Source organism: Flavobacterium macacae, assembly GCF_003865365.1.
GTDB lineage: Bacteria > Bacteroidota > Bacteroidia > Flavobacteriales > Flavobacteriaceae > Flavobacterium > Flavobacterium macacae.
This window is the reverse complement of the sequence record NZ_RQVR01000013.1, coordinates 1-19,409: the sequence shown is the minus strand read 5'-3', so window position 1 is coordinate 19,409 and position 19,409 is coordinate 1. Positions and strand designations below refer to the sequence as shown.

The 19,409-nt window shown below is 37.3% G+C and carries 15 protein-coding genes; 7 read left to right on the top strand and 8 right to left on the bottom strand.

Features of this window, described 5'->3' with window-relative positions:
* Positions 1–2: 2 nt before the first annotated feature.
* The 6 genes from EG849_RS11520 to EG849_RS11495 form a co-directional block, all read right to left on the bottom strand.
* Entirely contained in the window at positions 3–2,384 is a 2,382-nt protein-coding gene (locus EG849_RS11520; protein WP_125013235.1) for a TonB-dependent receptor, read from the bottom strand.
* A gap of 81 nt (positions 2,385–2,465) precedes the next feature.
* The gene (locus EG849_RS11515; protein ID WP_125013234.1) at positions 2,466–2,810 is read right to left on the bottom strand and encodes a hypothetical protein; all 345 of its coding nucleotides are present in this window, start codon (positions 2,808–2,810) and stop codon (positions 2,466–2,468) included.
* Positions 2,811–2,977: 167 nt separating this feature from the next.
* Positions 2,978–3,967, bottom strand: a complete 990-nt coding sequence (locus EG849_RS11510) for an aspartate-semialdehyde dehydrogenase (protein WP_125013233.1) — start codon at positions 3,965–3,967, stop codon at positions 2,978–2,980.
* A 172-nt stretch (positions 3,968–4,139) separates the two neighbouring features.
* The gene (gene mscL / locus EG849_RS11505; RefSeq protein WP_125013232.1) at positions 4,140–4,526 is read right to left on the bottom strand and encodes a large conductance mechanosensitive channel protein MscL; all 387 of its coding nucleotides are present in this window, start codon (positions 4,524–4,526) and stop codon (positions 4,140–4,142) included.
* 77 nt (positions 4,527–4,603) lie between these two features.
* Positions 4,604–7,045: a bifunctional UDP-N-acetylmuramoyl-tripeptide:D-alanyl-D-alanine ligase/alanine racemase gene (locus EG849_RS11500; RefSeq protein WP_125013231.1), complete on the bottom strand. Its 2,442-nt coding sequence runs from the start codon at positions 7,043–7,045 to the stop codon at positions 4,604–4,606.
* 96 nt (positions 7,046–7,141) lie between these two features.
* Positions 7,142–7,765 (bottom strand): thymidine kinase, encoded by a 624-nt coding sequence (locus EG849_RS11495; RefSeq protein WP_125013230.1) that lies wholly within the window; start codon positions 7,763–7,765, stop codon positions 7,142–7,144.
* Positions 7,766–7,866: 101 nt separating this feature from the next.
* Between EG849_RS11495 and EG849_RS15635 the strand changes: the two genes are divergently transcribed.
* From EG849_RS15635 to EG849_RS11465, 6 genes are all read left to right on the top strand, one after another.
* Positions 7,867–9,018, top strand: a complete 1,152-nt coding sequence (locus EG849_RS15635) for a hypothetical protein (RefSeq protein ID WP_158611947.1) — start codon at positions 7,867–7,869, stop codon at positions 9,016–9,018.
* Positions 9,019–9,106: 88 nt separating this feature from the next.
* Positions 9,107–9,784, top strand: coding sequence for a 16S rRNA (cytidine(1402)-2'-O)-methyltransferase (gene rsmI / locus EG849_RS11485; protein WP_125013229.1), 678 nt, complete (start codon positions 9,107–9,109; stop codon positions 9,782–9,784).
* Positions 9,785–9,861: 77 nt separating this feature from the next.
* Positions 9,862–10,284, top strand: a complete 423-nt coding sequence (locus tag EG849_RS11480; RefSeq protein ID WP_125013228.1) for an OsmC family protein — start codon at positions 9,862–9,864, stop codon at positions 10,282–10,284.
* 2 nt (positions 10,285–10,286) lie between these two features.
* Positions 10,287–10,634, top strand: a complete 348-nt coding sequence (locus tag EG849_RS11475; protein WP_125013227.1) for a HopJ type III effector protein — start codon at positions 10,287–10,289, stop codon at positions 10,632–10,634.
* 48 nt (positions 10,635–10,682) lie between these two features.
* Positions 10,683–12,377 (top strand): single-stranded-DNA-specific exonuclease RecJ, encoded by a 1,695-nt coding sequence (gene recJ, locus EG849_RS11470; protein ID WP_125013226.1) that lies wholly within the window; start codon positions 10,683–10,685, stop codon positions 12,375–12,377.
* Positions 12,378–12,472: 95 nt separating this feature from the next.
* A complete protein-coding gene (locus tag EG849_RS11465) occupies positions 12,473–12,826 on the top strand; it encodes a hypothetical protein (RefSeq protein WP_125013225.1) in 354 nt (117 codons plus the stop codon).
* Positions 12,827–12,831: 5 nt separating this feature from the next.
* Here the strand turns inward: EG849_RS11465 and EG849_RS11460 are convergent, their stop codons facing one another.
* Positions 12,832–13,023 (bottom strand): hypothetical protein, encoded by a 192-nt coding sequence (locus EG849_RS11460; protein WP_125013224.1) that lies wholly within the window; start codon positions 13,021–13,023, stop codon positions 12,832–12,834.
* A 10-nt stretch (positions 13,024–13,033) separates the two neighbouring features.
* Positions 13,034–13,789 carry a UDP-2,3-diacylglucosamine diphosphatase gene (locus tag EG849_RS11455; protein ID WP_125013223.1) on the bottom strand — a complete coding sequence of 252 codons (756 nt, stop codon included), beginning with the start codon at positions 13,787–13,789 and terminating at the stop codon, positions 13,034–13,036.
* A 187-nt stretch (positions 13,790–13,976) separates the two neighbouring features.
* On the opposite strand from EG849_RS11455, the gene EG849_RS11450 reads away from it, so the two are divergent.
* The coding region (locus EG849_RS11450; RefSeq protein ID WP_125013222.1) for a choice-of-anchor L domain-containing protein at positions 13,977–19,409 on the top strand (5,433 nt) is incomplete at its 3' end.

Here is a 19,409-nt window from a genome sequence, read left to right as displayed (position 1 = left end):
TTTTAATAATTTAATTTTAGTTGAACCCTGAAATTACGTCCCAAATCATCTGAATAATAGCGTGTTCGGTTCAAGTAATCGCGGTAGTTCGTGTTTAAGATATTTTGGATAGTAAATCCAATGGTCATTTTAGATTTTTCAAATACATCGAAACTCATTTCTGAATTAAAATGCAACAGACTATATCCCTTTGGCGGTTTGCTGATTGCAACCAAAGTACTTACGGGTTCTCCGGTATCGAGCAAATCCACAAAAAAATCATTGTTTGGATATCTTTTTTGGGTCAAAACGGTTTCGTTTTTTAGGCTTACAACAAGATTGTTCCAATTGGCTTTTTTGAAACGTACGGTATTGTTGAAATTAAACGGAGGCATATCAATCAAAGCTGAATTAGTGGTCAAATCTTCGCCATATACAAATGCTGCTGTGGAATGCCAATTCCAGTTTTTTGCAAAATCATAATCGGCAGTAATATCGACTCCCAAAAGGCGCGCGTCCACTTGACGGTATTCCCAAACCGGGAAAGGCCCGCGATTTGACAAGATAATGGTCATGGGAATCAAAACTTTAAAATCGTTAACAAAATTGGCATACGGATTTATTTCTAGAGAAAACCTACTTGTAGAATAATTTAAAGCCGTAGAAAATTTAGTCGAAACTTCTCTTTTTAATCGTAAATCGCCCAACTCGATTTGTCCGGTTGAATGGTGCAGGCCGTCGCTAAACAATTCGGATGGATTCGGATTTCTGCTCGTCACACTTACGTTGGAAGTCAAATTCAATTTTTCGTTTATTTCATAAATGCTTCCTGCGCTACCAGAAAAATTATGGTAACTAAAAACCGGATTGGTGTACCATTGCTGTCCGTCTTCGCCAATTATAAAATGGCTGAATTCATTATCATAGCCCCGTTCTGTCCATCTTGATTTCAAAAAATATTTCTTGGCATCAATGTGGCTGAAATCATAACGCAATCCCGTTTCTATAGAAAGCCTGTCATTGACAGTGTAATTTCCAATAGCATAAGCGCCCGCGTCAAACTTGTCATAATTTGGAATCAAAGCGCGAACATTGGTGTTTTCAGTATCGGCAAAATTATTTTGGAAGCCACCATTTATTCCGACTTTATACTTAAAGTTGTCAGCATGATTTCCTTCAAAATCAGCGTTTAAGGTATGGGTTTTCAAATCTAAATCTAATGAAGGCCTGTCTTTGTCATCGCCACGGCGGAGGTCAAATTCCAAACGATTATTAAACTGAAACGAATATTGAAGCGACAGTTTTCGATTGTTTGAAAATAATTTATAGTAATTTATTTTTCCCAAATGATGTTGCAACTGTTGTTTTGGAGCATTGATATCATGCGTAAAATCTGAAATATATTGCGGTTCGCCACTGTTGATGGCACGAATTAAATCAGATGTACTGCTGATGTGCGAGGCTCTCAAAATTCCAATATCGGCATTAAAATAGCTGTAGAAAAAACTAAAACCTTGATTTTCTCCTTTGTATCCAAGGCGTCCCGAAAAGTTTTTTTCACGGTTTCCTGTATTTGAAAGTACATAACCAGGAGCTTCAAAATCACCAAGATATTTAAAAGTTCCTTGCAGATTCCAATTCCAGCCACTTTGATAACCTTTAAATAAGGAAGAAGTAATGCTGCCGCCACGACCATTTGACTGGCCGTTTAAAATGGTTTTTCCAAAAATGGTATCCTTAATTGGAATAACAGGCGGATCAATCACAACCGTTCCTCCGATGGCATCACCACCAAACTGCAATCCGTTTACGCCTTTGATCACTGAAATTTTTCCAGCCGTGTTGACATCCATATTTGGTGCATGTTCGGCTCCCCATTGCTGGTCTTCAAGACGCACATTATTGTTTATAATCAAAACACGGCTGCTGTGCAAACCGTTGATAATCGGCTTGACAATTGTATTGCCTGTCTTTAAAGACGACACGCCGCTGATTTCCTTCAAGGCATCGCCCAGACTTTCGCTGCTGTATTTTTCAATTGTGGCCGTTTTAATTTCCTGTGCTTTGTTTTTAACAAACGTTTCTTTCAAAACTACTTCCTGCAACTGCGATACATCAGGTTTTAGCGGAACATTTAAGGTGCTATTTCCTTGGAAATCTAAAATAGTATCCAAAGTTTTGTAACCCAAATATTCTATAAAAACTTGTAAACGAGCATTCGGAATTCCAGTAATTGCATAATTTCCAGACTCGTCGGAGTTTGCAAAAAAGGCAGCAACGTGAATGTGGCTTCCTGCCAAAGGTTGATTTTTCTCATCGGTAATTTTCCCTGACAATGTGTTTTGGGAATATACAAGAGATTGATTTCCAATAATTAGGAAAACAAATAAAATGATATAGCGCATTTTGAAATGATCTAAAATGATAATTAGGGCTAATTCCAATAATGGAAAAGCCAGAAAGCAGGGAAGTTCCCTATTCGATAATTAGCAATTAGAAGGCGGACCTCGATGTGAGAAAAGGCTTCCTGAAAAAAAATCAGGAGTAGCTGCAGTTGTAAAATTAACTTGGGCAAAAGCCTCAGGAGTAAATTTTGGTTGGAAAGTTGCAAATTCAGCAGCAATGAAACTGCTTAATGTAAATTCGCAGACAAAGCATTTTTCGTGATTGTGATCGAGAGTTTGGATTTTAGTGGAACCATCATCTGAATTGGTAACAAATTCCGTTTCTTGGTCTAAAAAATGCTCATAAGAATGGACAGACTGAAACAGTATTGAGAACAATACTACCAGCATTAAAGAAAGATTTAGTATGGCAAATTTCTTTTTCATCCGATGCAAATGTAGGGAAGAGAAAAGAAAAATTTTGCGTTTTAACAAAATTTAATAATTTGAGAAAAGGGGAGGCCGACAAGTTTTCGGGGTTTAAGAATCTTTCTAAGCCTAAAAAAAGGCTGCAAATTATTTTGCAGCCTTTTCTATTTTATAAAAATTTGATATTAAACCAATTTGTTTGCGACTAAATATTCAGCAATTTGAACCGTGTTTGTAGCGGCGCCTTTTCTTAAGTTGTCTGCAACAATCCACATATTTAAAGTGTTTGGCTGTGATTCGTCACGGCGAATTCGTCCTACAAATACATCGTCTTTTCCTTGCGCATACAAAGGCATCGGATAAGTGTAAGTGTCATTATTGTCTTGAACCACAATTCCTGGTGTTTCGTAAAGGATTTTTCTAACGTCATTTACGTCAAAATCATTTGTAAATTCTACGTTTACAGCTTCACTGTGGCCGCCAACAATTGGTACACGAACCGCAGTTGCTGTTACGGCAATCGTTTTATCGCTTAAAATTTTTTGAGTTTCACGAACCAATTTCATTTCTTCTTTGGTGTAGCCGTTGTCTTCAAAAGAGTCGCATTGCGGAATTGCATTTCTGTGAATTTGGTACTTGTAAGCCATTTCACCTTTTGCTCCCACATATTCATTTTCCAATTGTTTCACTGCTTTTACGCCGGTTCCGGTGATCGATTGATAGGTAGAAACAATGATTCTTTTGATATTGTATTTTTTATGCAAAGGTGCCAAAGCCAAAACCATTTGGATCGTCGAGCAGTTGGGATTTGCAATAATTTTATCGTCTTTCGTCAATTCCGAAGCATTGATTTCAGGTACAATTAATTTTTTGTCAGCGTGCATTCTCCAAGCGGATGAGTTGTCGATAACTGTTGTTCCGGCTGCTGCAAATTTTGGTGCCCAAGCTAACGAAGTTTCACCGCCAGCAGAAAATAAGGCAATTTCTGGTTTTAAGGCCACTGCCGTTTCTAGTCCGACAACGGTATATTTTTTTCCTTTGTATTCAATTTCCTTGCCAACAGATCTCTCTGAAGCCACAAGAATCAACTCGGTTATAGGGAAATTTCTTTCTGCCAGAACTTGAAGCATTACCTCGCCAACCATTCCAGTGGCGCCAACAACAGCAACTTTCATATCTTAAATTTTAATTGTTAAACTGATTTTCTGATGCAAAAATAGCTAATTAACCAATCAAAAATACGTGTTTTAAAATTATAACAAAATGTTATGAAATTTAATTTAAAACAAAAAAACCGTTCTTTTCAGAAACGGTTTAAGTAAGAATATATAATGAAACGGTGTATTCTTAAGGTCTGCTTTTTAAGGCATCGCGAATTTCCATCAACAATTTTTCTTCATTTGAAGGTGCTGGCGGTGCCGCTGGCTGTGCTACTTCTTTTTTTCTTGCAGCATTAATTCCTTTGATTACTAGAAACAAAACAAATGCAACGATAATAAAATTAATTACGGAAGAAAGAAACATTCCGTATTTTACAGAACCAAAAATAGTAAGATCTTCAATTTTTTCCAAACTGGCTGCCTCTAAAGCGGGCTTAAGCAATAATGGCGTGATTACGTCCTCAATAAATGAAGATACAATTTTTCCAAAAGCGGCTCCAATGATAACCCCGATCGCTAAATCTACTACGTTACCTTTTAAGGCAAATGCCTTGAACTCTGATATCATTCCCATAATTTTAATTTTTTGGTTGATTTTTAAATTTGTTCCTACGAAATTAAACAAAAATTTTAACATTTTTAATAAAAATATTATTCCCTATAAAAAACCCTTTTTACGCGATGCGATATTCCGGTCAAGATTTCATACGGAATTGTTCCTAATTTTTCTGCAATCAAACTCACGCTCGGATTTTCTCCGAAGATAATCACTGAATCGCCTTCAAGGCATTCAATATTGGTTACGTTTACCATCAGCATATCCATACAAACGCTTCCGACAATGTTCGCTTTTTGGTTTTTAATCATCACAAAACCCGTTTCATTTCCCCAGCTTCTTGGAATTCCGTCGGCATAACCAATCGGAATCGTGGCAATTTTAGTTTCAGAATCTGCCATAAAACGGCGTCCATAACCAACACTTTCGCCTGCTGGAATGGTTCTGATTTGTGAAATTATGGATTTTAAAGTGCCTACATTTTCCAAATATTTTGTTTCCGAAGCATCGTTAGAAACGCCATAAACACCAATCCCCAATCGAACCATGTCATATTGCGCTTCAGGATAATTGCTGATTCCAGATGTATTCAAAATGTGGCGAATCGGATTGATGGAAAGTTCGCTTACAATTTTTGAAGACAATTTTTCAAACAAAGCAATCTGTGATTTCGCAAATTCGTGATGTTCCAAATCATCGCTGGTCGCCATATGAGAAAGGATACTTTTTACTTTTATCGAAGGCGTATTTTTTAAAGTTGAAATCAATTCTTCCAAATCATTTTCTTGAAAACCAAGACGGTGCATTCCCGTATCTAATTTTATGTGAACCGGATATTTTTCTAGATTTTTCTGTTCGGCAATTTTCAAAAAAGCACGCAAGCCTTTAATCGAATAAATTTCAGGTTCCAATTGATGCTCAATAATTGCAGAAAAGCTAGTGTTTTCTGGATTCATAACCATAATTGGCAGGGTGATTCCGGCACTTTTTAGCGAAATTCCTTCGTCTGCGAAAGCGACTCCAAGGTAATCAACTTTGTGGTATTCTAATAATTTTGCAATTTCAAAACCGCCACTTCCATAGCCAAAAGCTTTGACCATCACCATCAATTTGGTTTCAGGTTTTAGTTTTGACCTGAAGAAATTTAAATTGTGGCTGATGGCATTTAGGTTGATTTCTAAAACCGTTTCGTGTGTTTTTTCTTCTAATAAAGTCGTGATTTCTTCAAACTGAAAAATTCGGGCACCTTTGATTAAAATCGTTTCGTTTTCAAAAATCAGGTTCTTGAAATCGGCTAAGAATTCTGCTTTATTTTTATACGTAATTATGTTTTTAAAATGACCTGAATAAACCGAAATTTCTTCGCCAATGGCAATAATTCTGTCAATTTTATTGGAGGTAATCAACTCCGAAACTTTGTGGTACAATGCATCAATTGGCAAGCCACTTTGAATGATATCCGAAAGAATTATGGTCTTTTTCTTGTATTGTTTTTGCTGTTCTAAAAAATCTAAAGCAATTTTTAAAGATTGATAGTCAGAACTGTAACTGTCGTCAATCAAAGCCGTATTGTTGATGCCGTTTTTGACTTTCAAGCGCATTTCTACCGAATATAAAAGTTGCATTCTCTCTTTTATAACTTCCGGAAGATAGCCCAAATACAACAATGTCATCAGGCAATTGATGGCATTTTCAACCGAAGCTTTATCTTGGAAAGGAATTATTGCATCAAAAGAAATTGCGCTGTATTGTATTGATAATTGGGTTTTGCCAGCAATTGATTTCGGTGCTATTAAAACATTCGCTTTTTCATCCGAAAAACTCCAAGTAAATGTTTTTGTCTTTTTATTTATAATTGAATCGACCAAGTCATTTTTCTGATAGATAAGAATTTCAGAATTCTCAAAAAGGCGAAGTTTTTCTATAACTTTTTCTTCTAAATTTAAAAAACCTTCATCGTGCGCAGAACCGATATTGGTCAAAATTCCGATGGTTGGCTGGATGATTTTTTCCAGTTTTTCCATTTCATTTTTCGTTGAAATTCCGGCTTCAAAGATTCCTAAATTGTGTTTTTCATTAATAGAAATAACCGAAAGAGGCACGCCAACTTGCGAATTGTAACTTTTTGGACTTCGAATAATATTATAATCCGGACTCAAAAGAAAATTGAGCCATTCTTTTACGATGGTTTTTCCGTTGCTTCCGGTAATTCCGATAATTGGGAAATGGAAAGATTTTCTGTAATAAGAAGCAAAATCCTGTAACGCTTTTAAGGTGTTTTCTACAACTAAAAAATTGGCTTTTTCTTCTAAATTATTTGGAATATAATTCACAACAAAATTCTGGACGCCTTTTGAAATCAAGTCTTCAATGTAGTGGTGTGCGTCATTATTTGCGCCAGTTAAAGCAAAAAATAAAGTCCCAGAATTGTTTTGGAGCGAACGGCTGTCAATGGAAACAGTATCAATTTCTAAATTAGAATTTCCATGGAAAACAGCTTGGATTTCAGGAACGATGTGTTGGATTTTTAGGCTCAAAATTTATTTTATTTAGTTTGAAAGTTCAGCTCGCAAAGTCGCATAGAAAAAAATCAATCTTAACGCCTTTGTGACTTTGCAAGATTCGAAATAAGTCTAAATTTCCTTCTTTTTACTGAAAAAACTTTCCTCATTATCTTGCAGCTCTTTCATGGCATTAAAATAAGCGGCACGGCTCAACGGTTCATATTCTTCGGTTTCACCAAGCATCACTAAGTTGTTATTGTTTGCTTTTCTGAAACTATAATTGGCTAAATTTCCGGTTCTCGTGCAAACAGCGTGCACTTTTGTCACATATTCAGCCGTTGCCATCAATGCCGGCATAGGTCCAAACGGATTTCCTTTAAAATCCATATCTAATCCGGCAACAATCACCCGGATTCCAGAATTGGCCAAGTCATTGCAAACCGAAATGATTTCATCGTCAAAAAACTGTGCTTCGTCAATACCCACAACGTCACAGCCTTGCGCCAAAATCCTGATATTAGCGGATGCGGGAACAGGCGTGGAGCGAATTTCGTTTGAATCGTGAGAAATAACCATTTCGTCGTGATAGCGCGTGTCAATGGCAGGCTTGAAAATTTCCACTTTTTGTTTGGCAAATTGGGCTCTTTTCAAACGGCGAATCAGCTCTTCGGTCTTGCCCGAAAACATCGAACCGCAGATTACTTCAATCCAGCCAAATTGTTCTTTATGATTTACTGTATTTTCGAGAAACATTTTGTATTTTTCAGCCTTAAAAAGGATTAGTTTTTTTTACTTTGTGACAGAAACAAATTTATTAAAAAACCGTCGCTTTACTCAATATAATATCAAAAGTTATGAAGAAAAAATTGGAAGCCGAATTAATCAGCATTGCACACAGAATCTTAAAGCTGAAAAACAAATCAGAATTGGTTCAATTGCACCAAGAAAGTCAAAAACTCTATGAAAAGCTGTCTGTTTTGCTTTTTGTGGAAGAAAATTTCGCTGGTTCACAACCCACAATCGGGAAATCTCAAGCTTATGAAGTTTTAGAAACTGCTTTTGATGAAGAAATTCAAGAGGAAAATGTGGCGGACGTAGCTGAAAATGTAGCGAGTAAAGAGAAAGTTTCGGAAGAAATTAAGGAAGAAGAAACTGTTGAAGAAAGCGAACCTGAAAAGGAAGAAGTTGCCGAAGTTGAAGCTGAAAAGGAAACGGAAGAAGTAGTTTCGGAAGAAAACGATTCTGAAGAAGAAACTAAAGACGAAGAAAATACGGAAGATGAAAAAGTAGTGGTGGGCCAAATTGAACTTTCGGAAGAAGATTTAGACGAAGAAGAAGAGCCGACTGTTTTTGAATCAGAAGAGCCAACTTTAGAAGAAATTGCAGAAGCGGTTGACCAAGAAGTAGAACCAAAGGTCGAAGAAATTGCTTCGTTAGAAACGGAAGAATCAAAGAAAGAGGGCGATGATTTTATGCCGGCTTTTGAATTGGCTTTCGATAAAAAAGAGGAAGAAACGGTGGAAGAAGTGGCAAAAGAATCAGGTCACCAAATCATTTTTGAAGATTTCTTAGGAGATGATTATAAAGATTTGGAATTTGTAAAAGCGGAGATCGAGAAAAAGCACGAACACGATCACGAAGAGGAAAATAAGGCTGAAGTAAAACCAGAAGAAGAAGAAGTAAAAGTTCAAGAATCCGTTCAAAACGAAACTCCGAAAGAAGAAGAAAAAGTAGAAGCTCCGAGAGAAGAACCGAAACCGCACGTTGAAAAAGTAACCAAAGGAATTACCATTGGCTTGAACGACAGAGTTGGTTTTGTAAACCACCTATTTGGCGGAAGCAACGAAGATTTTAACAGGGTTTTATCGCAATTGAACACTTTTGATACGTTTCAAGATGCCAAAAATTTCATTGAAGATTTGGTAAAACCAGATTACAACGAATGGAAAGGAAAAGAAGATTTTGAAGAACGTTTCTTGGAAGTTGTTGAAAATAAATTTAAATAAGTTCAGCACAGATTTCACGGATTTGCTCAGATTAAAAATTAGAAAAAATCGGTGCTAATCTGTGAAATCGGTGTGTAAAAAATAATAAATGTCAAAATTATACCTAGTTCCAACGCCAATCGGCAATCTTGAAGATATGACTTTCAGAGCGATAAGAGTTCTGAAAGAAGTTGATTTGATTTTGGCAGAAGACACTCGAAACAGTGGCAAATTGCTGAAACATTTCGAGATTGGGACGCACATGCAAAGCCACCACATGCACAACGAGCATAAAACCGTCGAGAATTTAATTGCAAGATTAAAATCGGGCGAAACGATTGCTTTGATTTCTGATGCGGGAACTCCGGCGATTTCTGATCCTGGTTTTTTACTGACGAGAGCTTGTGTGGAAAATAATATTGCGGTAGAATGTCTTCCAGGCGCGACTGCTTTTGTGCCCGCTTTGGTGAACAGCGGATTGCCCAATGAAAAATTCGTTTTTGAAGGTTTTTTGCCAGATAAAAAAGGAAGACAGACACGTTATTTGGCTTTGGCCGAAGAAACCCGAACGATGATTTTATATGTTTCGCCACACAAATTGGTCAAAACATTGGCGGAATTTATCCAATATTTTGGCGAAGACCGACCGATTTCTGTTTCAAGAGAATTGTCAAAATTGCACGAAGAAACGGTAAGAGGAACCGCAACTGAAGTTTTGAAACACTTTGAAGCAAAACTTCCAAAAGGAGAAATTGTGGTGATCGTTGGCGGAAAGCCTACAAAGTAAAGACAAACACCAAATTGCACGATTTTTCACTAATCCATTTATGGTATTCGTGGAATTTGTGTTGAAAACAAATAATTATGAACACCCACCAAGTAACAACAAAATGGCTCGGAAATAGATCTTTTGAATCTACAAATCCGGGTGGAATTATAAAGATAGATTCTGATACCGAATTTGGAGGAAAGAACGACGGACTTCGTCCAAAGGCAATGATGTTGGCTTCGCTAGCGGGTTGTTCCGGAATTGATATTGCTTCGTTGATTGAAAAAATGCGCGCTGAAATCGATACGTTTACAATTGATGTGGAAGGCGATTTGACTGAAGAACATCCAAAGTTTTACCACACCGTGCGCGTGGCTTATAATTTCTTCGGAAATGATTTAGACCAAACCAAACTTCAAAAAATCGTTGATTTGTCTGTAGAAAAATATTGTGGCGTGATGGAAATGTTCCGTCATTTTGCAAAAATAGAAGTAAAAATTAATTATTTCAATGCTTAAAAATGAATCTTATTTCTTTTATAAAACAACTCCAAGAAAATCCAAAAACCATTGCTTTTCAAGATACGATTCAAGTTATTGAAGAAACGTATGATTTTAATCCGACGGCTTTCAAAAATGGAAGCCATTATAATAACATAGGAGAAAATAACGGATCTTGTAAGATATTTGCTTTCGCTAAATTGCAAAATCTTTCAGAAGAAGCAACTTTGGCTTGCTTCGGAGCGTATTATTTCGAGGAGGTGCTGAATAATCCTGATGGGAATGACCACCAAAATATCCGCAATTTTATGCAAACAGGTTTGAACGGAATTCAATTTGAAGGCGAAGCGTTAGCTCCAAAAAAATAAAGACTTTTTTAGTTTTTATAATCATAAATACTATAAACCATACAGAAAATGCGTTGGAAATTAAAACCGAAACCTGATTCCGATCAAGTTAAAAGCCTGCAGAATTTACTAAATGTTGATGAACTGACTGCCACACTTTTGGTACAGCGCGGTATTAAAACGTTTGAAGAAGCGCGCCAATTTTTCAGGCCAAAATTAGAAGATTTGCACGATCCTTATCTGATGAAAGATATGGACAAGGCGATTGTTCGAATTGAAAAAGCCATCGAAAATCAAGAGCGAATTTTGGTTTTTGGAGATTATGATGTGGATGGAACTACGGCTGTTTCTTTGGTTTCTTCCTATTTGAAAAGCTATTATCCCAACGTTGATACTTACATCCCGGATCGTTATGACGAAGGCTACGGCATTTCTTTTAAAGGAATCGATTATGCCGAAGACAACGAAATTACCTTGATTATTGCACTCGATTGTGGCATAAAATCCGTCGATCATATTGCATATGCAAATGCAAAAAAAATCGATTTTATCATCTGCGATCACCACCGTCCAGGAAATTCTTTGCCTGATGCGGTTGCGATTTTAGACCCAAAACGTCAAGATTGCGATTATCCTTATGATGAACTTTGCGGTTGCGGTATCGGTTTTAAATTGATTCAGGCTTTAGGTCAAAATCGGAATGAGACGATTGAAGATTTGATTCCGTATTTAGATTTGGTTGCCACGGCAATTGGTGCTGACATTGTTCCGATTACGGGTGAAAATCGAATTTTGGCTAAGTTTGGCTTAGACGTAATCAACTCTAACCCGCGTCCGGGTTTCAAGGCGATTACGCAAAATGTAAAGAAAAAAGAATTGACGATTACGGATGTTGTTTTTATAATTGCTCCTAGAATTAACGCCGCCGGAAGAATCAAACACGGCAATTATGCGGTTCGTCTGTTGACAGAATTTGGTTTTGAAGAAGCAGAAGCTTTTGCCAAGGAAATCGAGACTTTTAACGCAGACAGAAAAGAATTAGACAAGCAAATTACGATTGAAGCGTTGTCTCAAATTATTACGAATAAAGAAGAAAAACGTTTCTCAACCGTTGTTTATCAAGAAGATTGGCACAAAGGCGTGATCGGAATCGTGGCTTCTCGATTGATTGAAACCTATTATCGTCCAACTTTAGTTTTTACAAAAAGCGGCGATAAATTGGCTGCTTCGGCACGTTCAGTAAAAGATTTTGATGTTTACAATGCCTTGGAAGCGTGTTCAGAATATTTGGAACAATTTGGAGGCCATATGTATGCTGCCGGATTGACGTTGAAGGAAGAGCAATTTGAAAATTTCAAGAATCAGTTTGAAAAAGTTGTTTCTGAAACCATTGCGGAAGAACTTTTAGTTCCGGAACTATTGATTGATGCTGAAATAAACCTGACAGATATCAATGAAAAATCCATGCGAATATTAAAACAGTTTGAGCCTTTTGGTCCGATGAATATGACGCCTATTTTTATGAGCAAAAATTTGATCGATACCGGTTTTGGAAAGACAATTGGGCAAGATGATGAACATCTGAAGCTTTTTGTAAAACAAGGAAATTCTGAAGGTTTTGGAGCTATTGGTTTTAAAATCGGAGCTAAATTAGACTTGACGGCAAATAGACAATTGTTTCAAGCAGCATATTCTATCGAGGAAAATGAATACAATGGCAATGTGAGCTTGCAAATGCGGCTTCGAGATATTAAGGAAAACTAATTATTTTGCGATAGAAATCTTTTTGCTAAAATTAACATCGATTAATTTAGAATCATTTTAAATAGTTCTTATATTTGTTTGAAATAATTCAGGTTATGAAAGAAATTGAGCAAATCTATTTTAATGAATTTGGTGTGGCTTTTCATTGGAAAAAAGAACAAAAAGTATTAAAAAGCAAAGTGCAATTGGTTTTTAAAGAAACGGGTTTCTATCTGTCAAAAGAAGAATTGACTATTTTTGCAGGAAATATTGATTTGACTTGCAACGAACTAAGTTGCAACACGTGTGAATTCCAAAGAAAATGCCATAAGTTTTTATTGAAAACGCCCTTGCAACAAATTGACCTGGCTGTTTCTGTTGATGAATTGATGCAGATCAAAGATTTAGTCGAAGGAACGATTTTCCAAATCCAACTGAAAGAGTATTTGGATGAGGTTTGCCAGAATTAGATTTATTATTTCTTATCCCTTTTAATTAAAATTTCTGCTTGTTCTTGTGTCTTTCTGTTGTAAAAATATCCTCCGCCTGTAATAATCCATTCTTCTGTAAAGTCTACACTTATTGAATTTAAGCAAGTACGTCCTGTCTTTAGGCATTTGAAAACTATTAGTTTTGTTTTTGAGTAGATTGATTTGTCCATTTCCATAGCAATGCAGTTATAAATTTTTATATTCTTTCAGCTCAAATTTTTCCCCGTCAAAAACGCCGTAGGTAAAATAACCAATCCAATCGCCCAAGTTAGCATACGTTGCATTTTCTCCCACTTTTATGGTCATTGGCAAATGCCTGTGGCCAAAAATGAAATAGTCATAATGTTTTGTTTCTAATTTTCTTTTAGAATATAAAACCAGCCATTCTTTTTCTTCTCCTAAATAAACTACGTCTTCATCGCCTGAAATCAATTTGTTTTTTACCGAAAGGTATTGTGCCAAACGAATTCCCAAATCAGGGTGAAGCCAACGAAAAAGCCATTTTGAAAACGGATTCGTGAAAACCTTCTTCATTCTTTTATAGCCTTTGTCGCCCGGACCCAATCCGTCGCCGTGGCCAATCAAAAATAATTTATCGTTGAAAGTGAATTCTTGTGTGGTATGATAAACAGGAATGTCTAATTCTTTCTGGAAATAATCTTCCATCCACAAATCGTGGTTTCCCACGAAGAAATAAATCGGAATGCCAGCATCACGAAGTTCAGCCAGTTTTCCTAATACGCGAACAAAGCCTTTTGGGACTACCGTTTTGTATTCAAACCAAAAATCGAATAAGTCTCCTAATAAAAAAAGTGCCGTGGCATCTTTCTTTATTTCGTCAAGCCAGGCCACAAATTTTTTCTCTCTCGGAAAACTCAATTCTGCTGTTGGAGCGCCAAAATGTTGATCAGAAGCAAAGTATATTTTTGTGTTTAAAGCCAAGATATAGTAATTAAAAGTGCAAAGATAGGAAAGATTAAGCACTTTTGTGAATTTAGGAATTTCTTAACACAAGGCGAAAAAAATGTTTCAAATGTCTATTAATGAGATTATTGTTGAGATATAACTTTGTGTTAAATTTTATTTTTCTTATTTTCGAGATCTATAACCAAACTAAAATTTTCTGTCTATGAAAAAAATTACATTATTATTCTTAATGTGCTTTTCATCTTTTCTCGGCTTTGCCCAAGTGGCATTGAACGAAGGATTTGATAGTACAGCTAATCCATCGGGCGGAACTTGGGTCTTAAATTCTGGGACTTGGGCTATTTTCGACAATGGTGTCGGAACACAAGGTAGTTGGGCACCGACTTCATCCCCAACTTTAGTTCATCAAGGCACGCGTTCAGTACAAATGAATGGAACAAATGACAATCTTGGAATAGGAAATACTTCTCAAGATTGGATGGTAACTCCAGCGGTTACAGTTCCGACAAATGGTCAATTGAAATTTTTTACCAGACTTCAAACGGCAGGAAACCAAGGTTCAATTTTTCAAATTAGAGTTTCTACAACTTCGCAGACTGATGTGTCAACATTTACAGTTTTACAAGAGTGGAATGAGTTGACCTTAATGGGGACATTTAATACTTATGAAGAAAAAACGGTTCCTCTTAATCTTCCAGCAGGATCAACTGTGTATGTTGCTTTTGTAATGTTAAATACTCAAATTAGTAACACCGTTTCTTCTGAAAGATGGCTTGTTGATACCGTAAAGATTTTGGAACAATGTGTTGATCCTACGAACTTAGGTACAGGAGCAGTAACTCCCACAAGTGCGAGTTTAACTTGGGGTAATCCTGGGGGTGCAACAGAATGGGAAATTGAAATTGTTTCTCAAGCAACTCCAGCTCCAACAGGGCACGGTATTGTTTATAGTGGTCTGCCGCCTTACGCATCAACAGGAACGGCGACAGGATCTCCTCTACAACAAGTTCCATATATCTCTGGTGAAGACTATAAATATTATGTAAGAGCCATTTGTTCAAGTGTGGGTACTACGAGCAACTGGGTTGGGCCATTTAGTTTTTCAATTAGTGCAATAGGCGAAACGTGTAGTTCTGCAATTCAAATTACCTCATTGCCGTTTTCTACAACTGACGATACTTCAAATTATGCAGATACAATTGAAGGAACTCCCGGAACAAGTTGTAATGTAACCAGTAGCTATTTAAATGGTGACGATGTTTTTTATGCTTATACCGCTACAGAAACAGGTGTAATTAGTATTTCAATGACACCTACTGCAACATATTCAGGTATTTTTGTATACAACGGATGTTCTAATGTGGGCGTAAGCTGTATTGCCGGTGTTGGTAATTCAGGAACAGGGATTAGAGAGATTCCTTCTTTGGCAGTAACTGCAGGGCAAACGTACATTATTGTAATTTCAACTTGGGCGACGCCGCAGTCAACACCCTATACTTTAATTATCCAAAAAGTGAATTGTACGCCGCCAACTGGTCTGGCTGCATCTAATATTTCGACAACAGCAGCAACTTTATCATGGGCAAATCCAGGAAATCTTGCTTCATCATGGCAAGTTGATGTTCAAACAGCGGGAACTCCAATTCCTTCAGGAGCAGGAGTGACTACAACAAACAATGCGGCTTATCCAGCAGGAGGCTTGTTGGCTTCAACAGCTTACAGGTTTTATGTAAGAGCTGATTGTGGCGACGGTACTTTTAGTACTTGGGCTGGTCCGTTTTTATTTAATACGCAGTGTGCTTCTTTCAATGTTCCTTTCTTTGAAGGATTCAACAGTACTTCACCAACCCAGTTTTGCTGGACGGTTTTGAACTTAAATGGAGATACCGATGCTTGGAATATGGATTATGCAACAAATCCTTTTGAAGGAAATCAAAGCGCTGTCATTTTAACGGACGGCAACGCCGGAAATAATAACGATTGGTTGGTTTCTCCAACAATCAACTTAACAGGAAATCAGAGATTAAAATACCACTATAGAGTTCAATCGGTTGGAGAACCGGATGCATTTGAAGTAAAACTTTCGACTACAGGTGTAGGGCAAGCTAATTTTACAACAACTTTAGTGCCATTAGCCACTTACAATAACATTACGTATGTGGAACGAATTGTGAACATGAATGGAATCACAGGTCCGGTAAATATTGCATGGCATGTACCTCAAGGAGGGCCTGACGGATGGAGATTGTATATTGACAGCGTCATTGTTGAAGACATTCCTTCATGCCCTGTTCCTTTTAATTTGACGGCTACAAACTTTAATACAAACAGTGCCCAATTATCTTGGACAGCTGGGAATGTTGAAACCCAATGGCAGGTTGTTGTTCAAGCTCCAGGAACTGGCGTACCAGCGGCAACAGCAGGAGGAACTCCGGTTGGAAATAATTATGTAGCAACGACTACAGCAGCAGGTGTGCCATTAACAGCAGCCACACAATATGAATATTATGTTAGGGCTTATTGTGCTGCAGATGATGTCAGCTTATGGGTGGGTCCATTTCTATTTAATACGGCGATTTGTGATTTAGTGAATCAATGTAACTATAAATTTGTCATGACTGACAGTTTTGGAGACGGATGGAATGGCAATACCATGTCGATCAGGCAGAATGGAATCGTTGTTGCCACAATCGGCTCCACATTTACAACAGGAGCTGGTCCAATTACCATAAATGTACCGCTTTGCAATGGAATTCCTTTTGAATTGTTTTGGAATTCAGGCGGCAGCTTTGCCGGAGAAGTCGGTATTCAGGTAATTGATGCGTTTGAAGAAGATGTGTACACAAAACTGCCAGGGCAAGGAACCGCAAATAGTTTACTATACACAGGACTTGTTGACTGTACGCCGCCAACGTGTCCGAAACCGCAAAATTTAACCGTAACAAATATCGGTTTGACGAATGCAGTTTTAAACTGGACGGAAATGGGCAGTGCAACTTCTTGGGAAGTAATTTACCAACCTGCAGGTTCAAATACGCCAACAGGAACTAGTGTGATTGTAACAACAGCACCACCTTATACCTTAGAAGGTTTAACTTCGGGAACGGCTTATTCGTTTTTTATAAGAGCTTTATGTAGCACTACCGATTTAAGTAATTGGTCAGGACCACGAAATTTTGCAACAGCAATTGCCAACGATGATTGTGCAAATGCAACTGTGGTACCTGTTAATCCTGATTTAAATTGTACGCAAGTTGTTTCAGGAATTTTAATTGGAGCCACAGCTTCACCAGAGGCAAATACTTGTTTTGGTAATGATGATGATGATGTTTGGTTCGAATTTGTAGCAACCGCCACCTCGCATTTAATTAGTTTAAACAATGTTGCAGGAAGCACAACAGATTTATTCCATGTTCTTTATCAAGGAGATGTCTGTGGTTCTTTGACTCAGATATATTGTAGTGATCCCAACACAAGTCAAGCAAATGGGCTTACGATTGGAAATACATATAAAATTAGAGTATATTCCTATTCGTCAACACCTCAGACAACATCATTTGATGTCTGTGTAAGGACACCTGTTCCTCCGATTGCTGTAAATGGCACCCAATATACTATTGAGCAATTGGTTCAAGAGGTATTAATAGGTTCTGAATGTGCTATTGTAACAAATGTAACGTCAAGAACAGGTACAAACTTTGGTCAGTCTAACGGAATTGGATATTTCGAGCAAAATGGATCAAGCTTTCCATTTGCCAATGGAGTTGTTTTGTCTACAGGAAATATATCGGAAGCCGAAGGTCCATATCCTGGGGATAACACAGGAACTGAATCATCAACTTGGCTTGGTGATGCTGACTTAAATGCATTAATTGTTCCAGGAGGAAATACTGCAGGCTTGAACAATGCTTCTGTTTTAGAATTTGATTTTGTGCCTTTAACAGATGAAATTAGTTTTGATTTCCTTTTTGCTTCAAGTGAATATGGAACTTTCCAATGTTCTTATTCGGATGCTTTTGCATTTATACTTACCGGTGCAGACGGAGTTTCTCAAAACCTTGCTGTAATTCCAGGAACAACTACACCAGTTTCGGTAGTAAATATTAGAGACGCACAATATAACTCAGGTTGTGCTTCTGCAAATGTTGAATATTTTGGACAATATAATGTAAATGATCCAGAGGCTTCTGCAATTGGTTATGGTGGGCAAACAGTTGTAATGACTGCGCAATCACCTGTAAATATTGGTGAAACTTACCATATTAAATTGGTAATTGCTGATTATAATGATTCTAGCTTTAATTCAGCAGTATTCTTAGCCGGAGGAAGTTTTAATATTGGAGATATCAATTTAGGTGTAGATTTAACTGTAGCCGGAGGAAATGCAGTTTGTGGAGGAGAACCTTTCACAATCACTAGTGGTCTTGATCCAAACGATTATGATTTTGTATGGACAGATGAAAACGGTGTAGTTATTCCTAATGAAAACGGACCAAATCTGACTGTTACACAAACAGGTACTTACACACTAGCTGCTGCCTTTTCAGGTTCAACATGTGCGGTATCAGCTTCGGTTCGAATTGAGTTTTATGATGTAGTGGAAATTGTTACAGGGGTTCCAAATGACCTTACGGAATGTGATCCAGATGGATTTGCAACATTTGATTTGTCTGAAAACACATCAGTTCTTTTAACAGGATTAAATGCTGCGGATTATGATGTTACTTATCATGCCACTCAGGCTGATGCTGATGCAAACGTGAATCCTTTGCTTTTATCGTTTGAAAATACGGTACAATTTATACAGCCGATTTTTGTTAGGATTTATAATAATGTAACAGAATGTTCAGGTTCAAAAACATTTAACTTAGTTGTTCAAGACCTTTCACCAGAGTTTACATTAACTTCAGATTTCTCTTTATGTGAAGGAACTTCGGGAACGATCACAGTAACTCCAAGTAATTTCAATGTAGCCGATGTAACTTTTACATGGACACTTGATGGTGCAACAACGCTTCCAGACACAGGCAGTTCAATAACGGTTTCTGATGAAGGATATTACGAAGTAACAATCAATAATAATGGTTGTTCAGTAACAGATGGTACGGCAGTATTGGTTGTTCCTATTCCGGTTGCAGTTGCTCCACTAAGTTCAACTAATTGTGAAAGTTATGTACTTCCAGTTCTTGCTGAAGGAAATTATTTTACAGCAACAGGAGGAACGGGAACACAGCTTGCGCCAGGAAGTCTTATAACTCAAACTCAAACAATTTTTGTTTACGCACAATCAGGAACAACACCAAATTGTACAGATGAAGAAAGTTTTGTTGTAATAATTATTCCTGCATTACAAGCATCGGTAAACGGATCTTGTGAAGGTTCTAATTATGTAATGGAAGTACTTCCGATTGAGTCAAGTTTCGACCCTGCAACAGTTAGCTATGCTTGGGCATTAGCTTCTGCTCCAGGTACCGTTTTAGGTACAGGTCAAACGCTTACTGTTACAGAAGCAGGAAGTTATATAGTAACTGTTACTACTGCTGGAGCTATAGCTTGTTCTGAAACTTTCGAATTCACCGCCAACGGTACTACGTGTATGATTCCAAAAGGGATTTCACCAAACGGTGACGGAAAG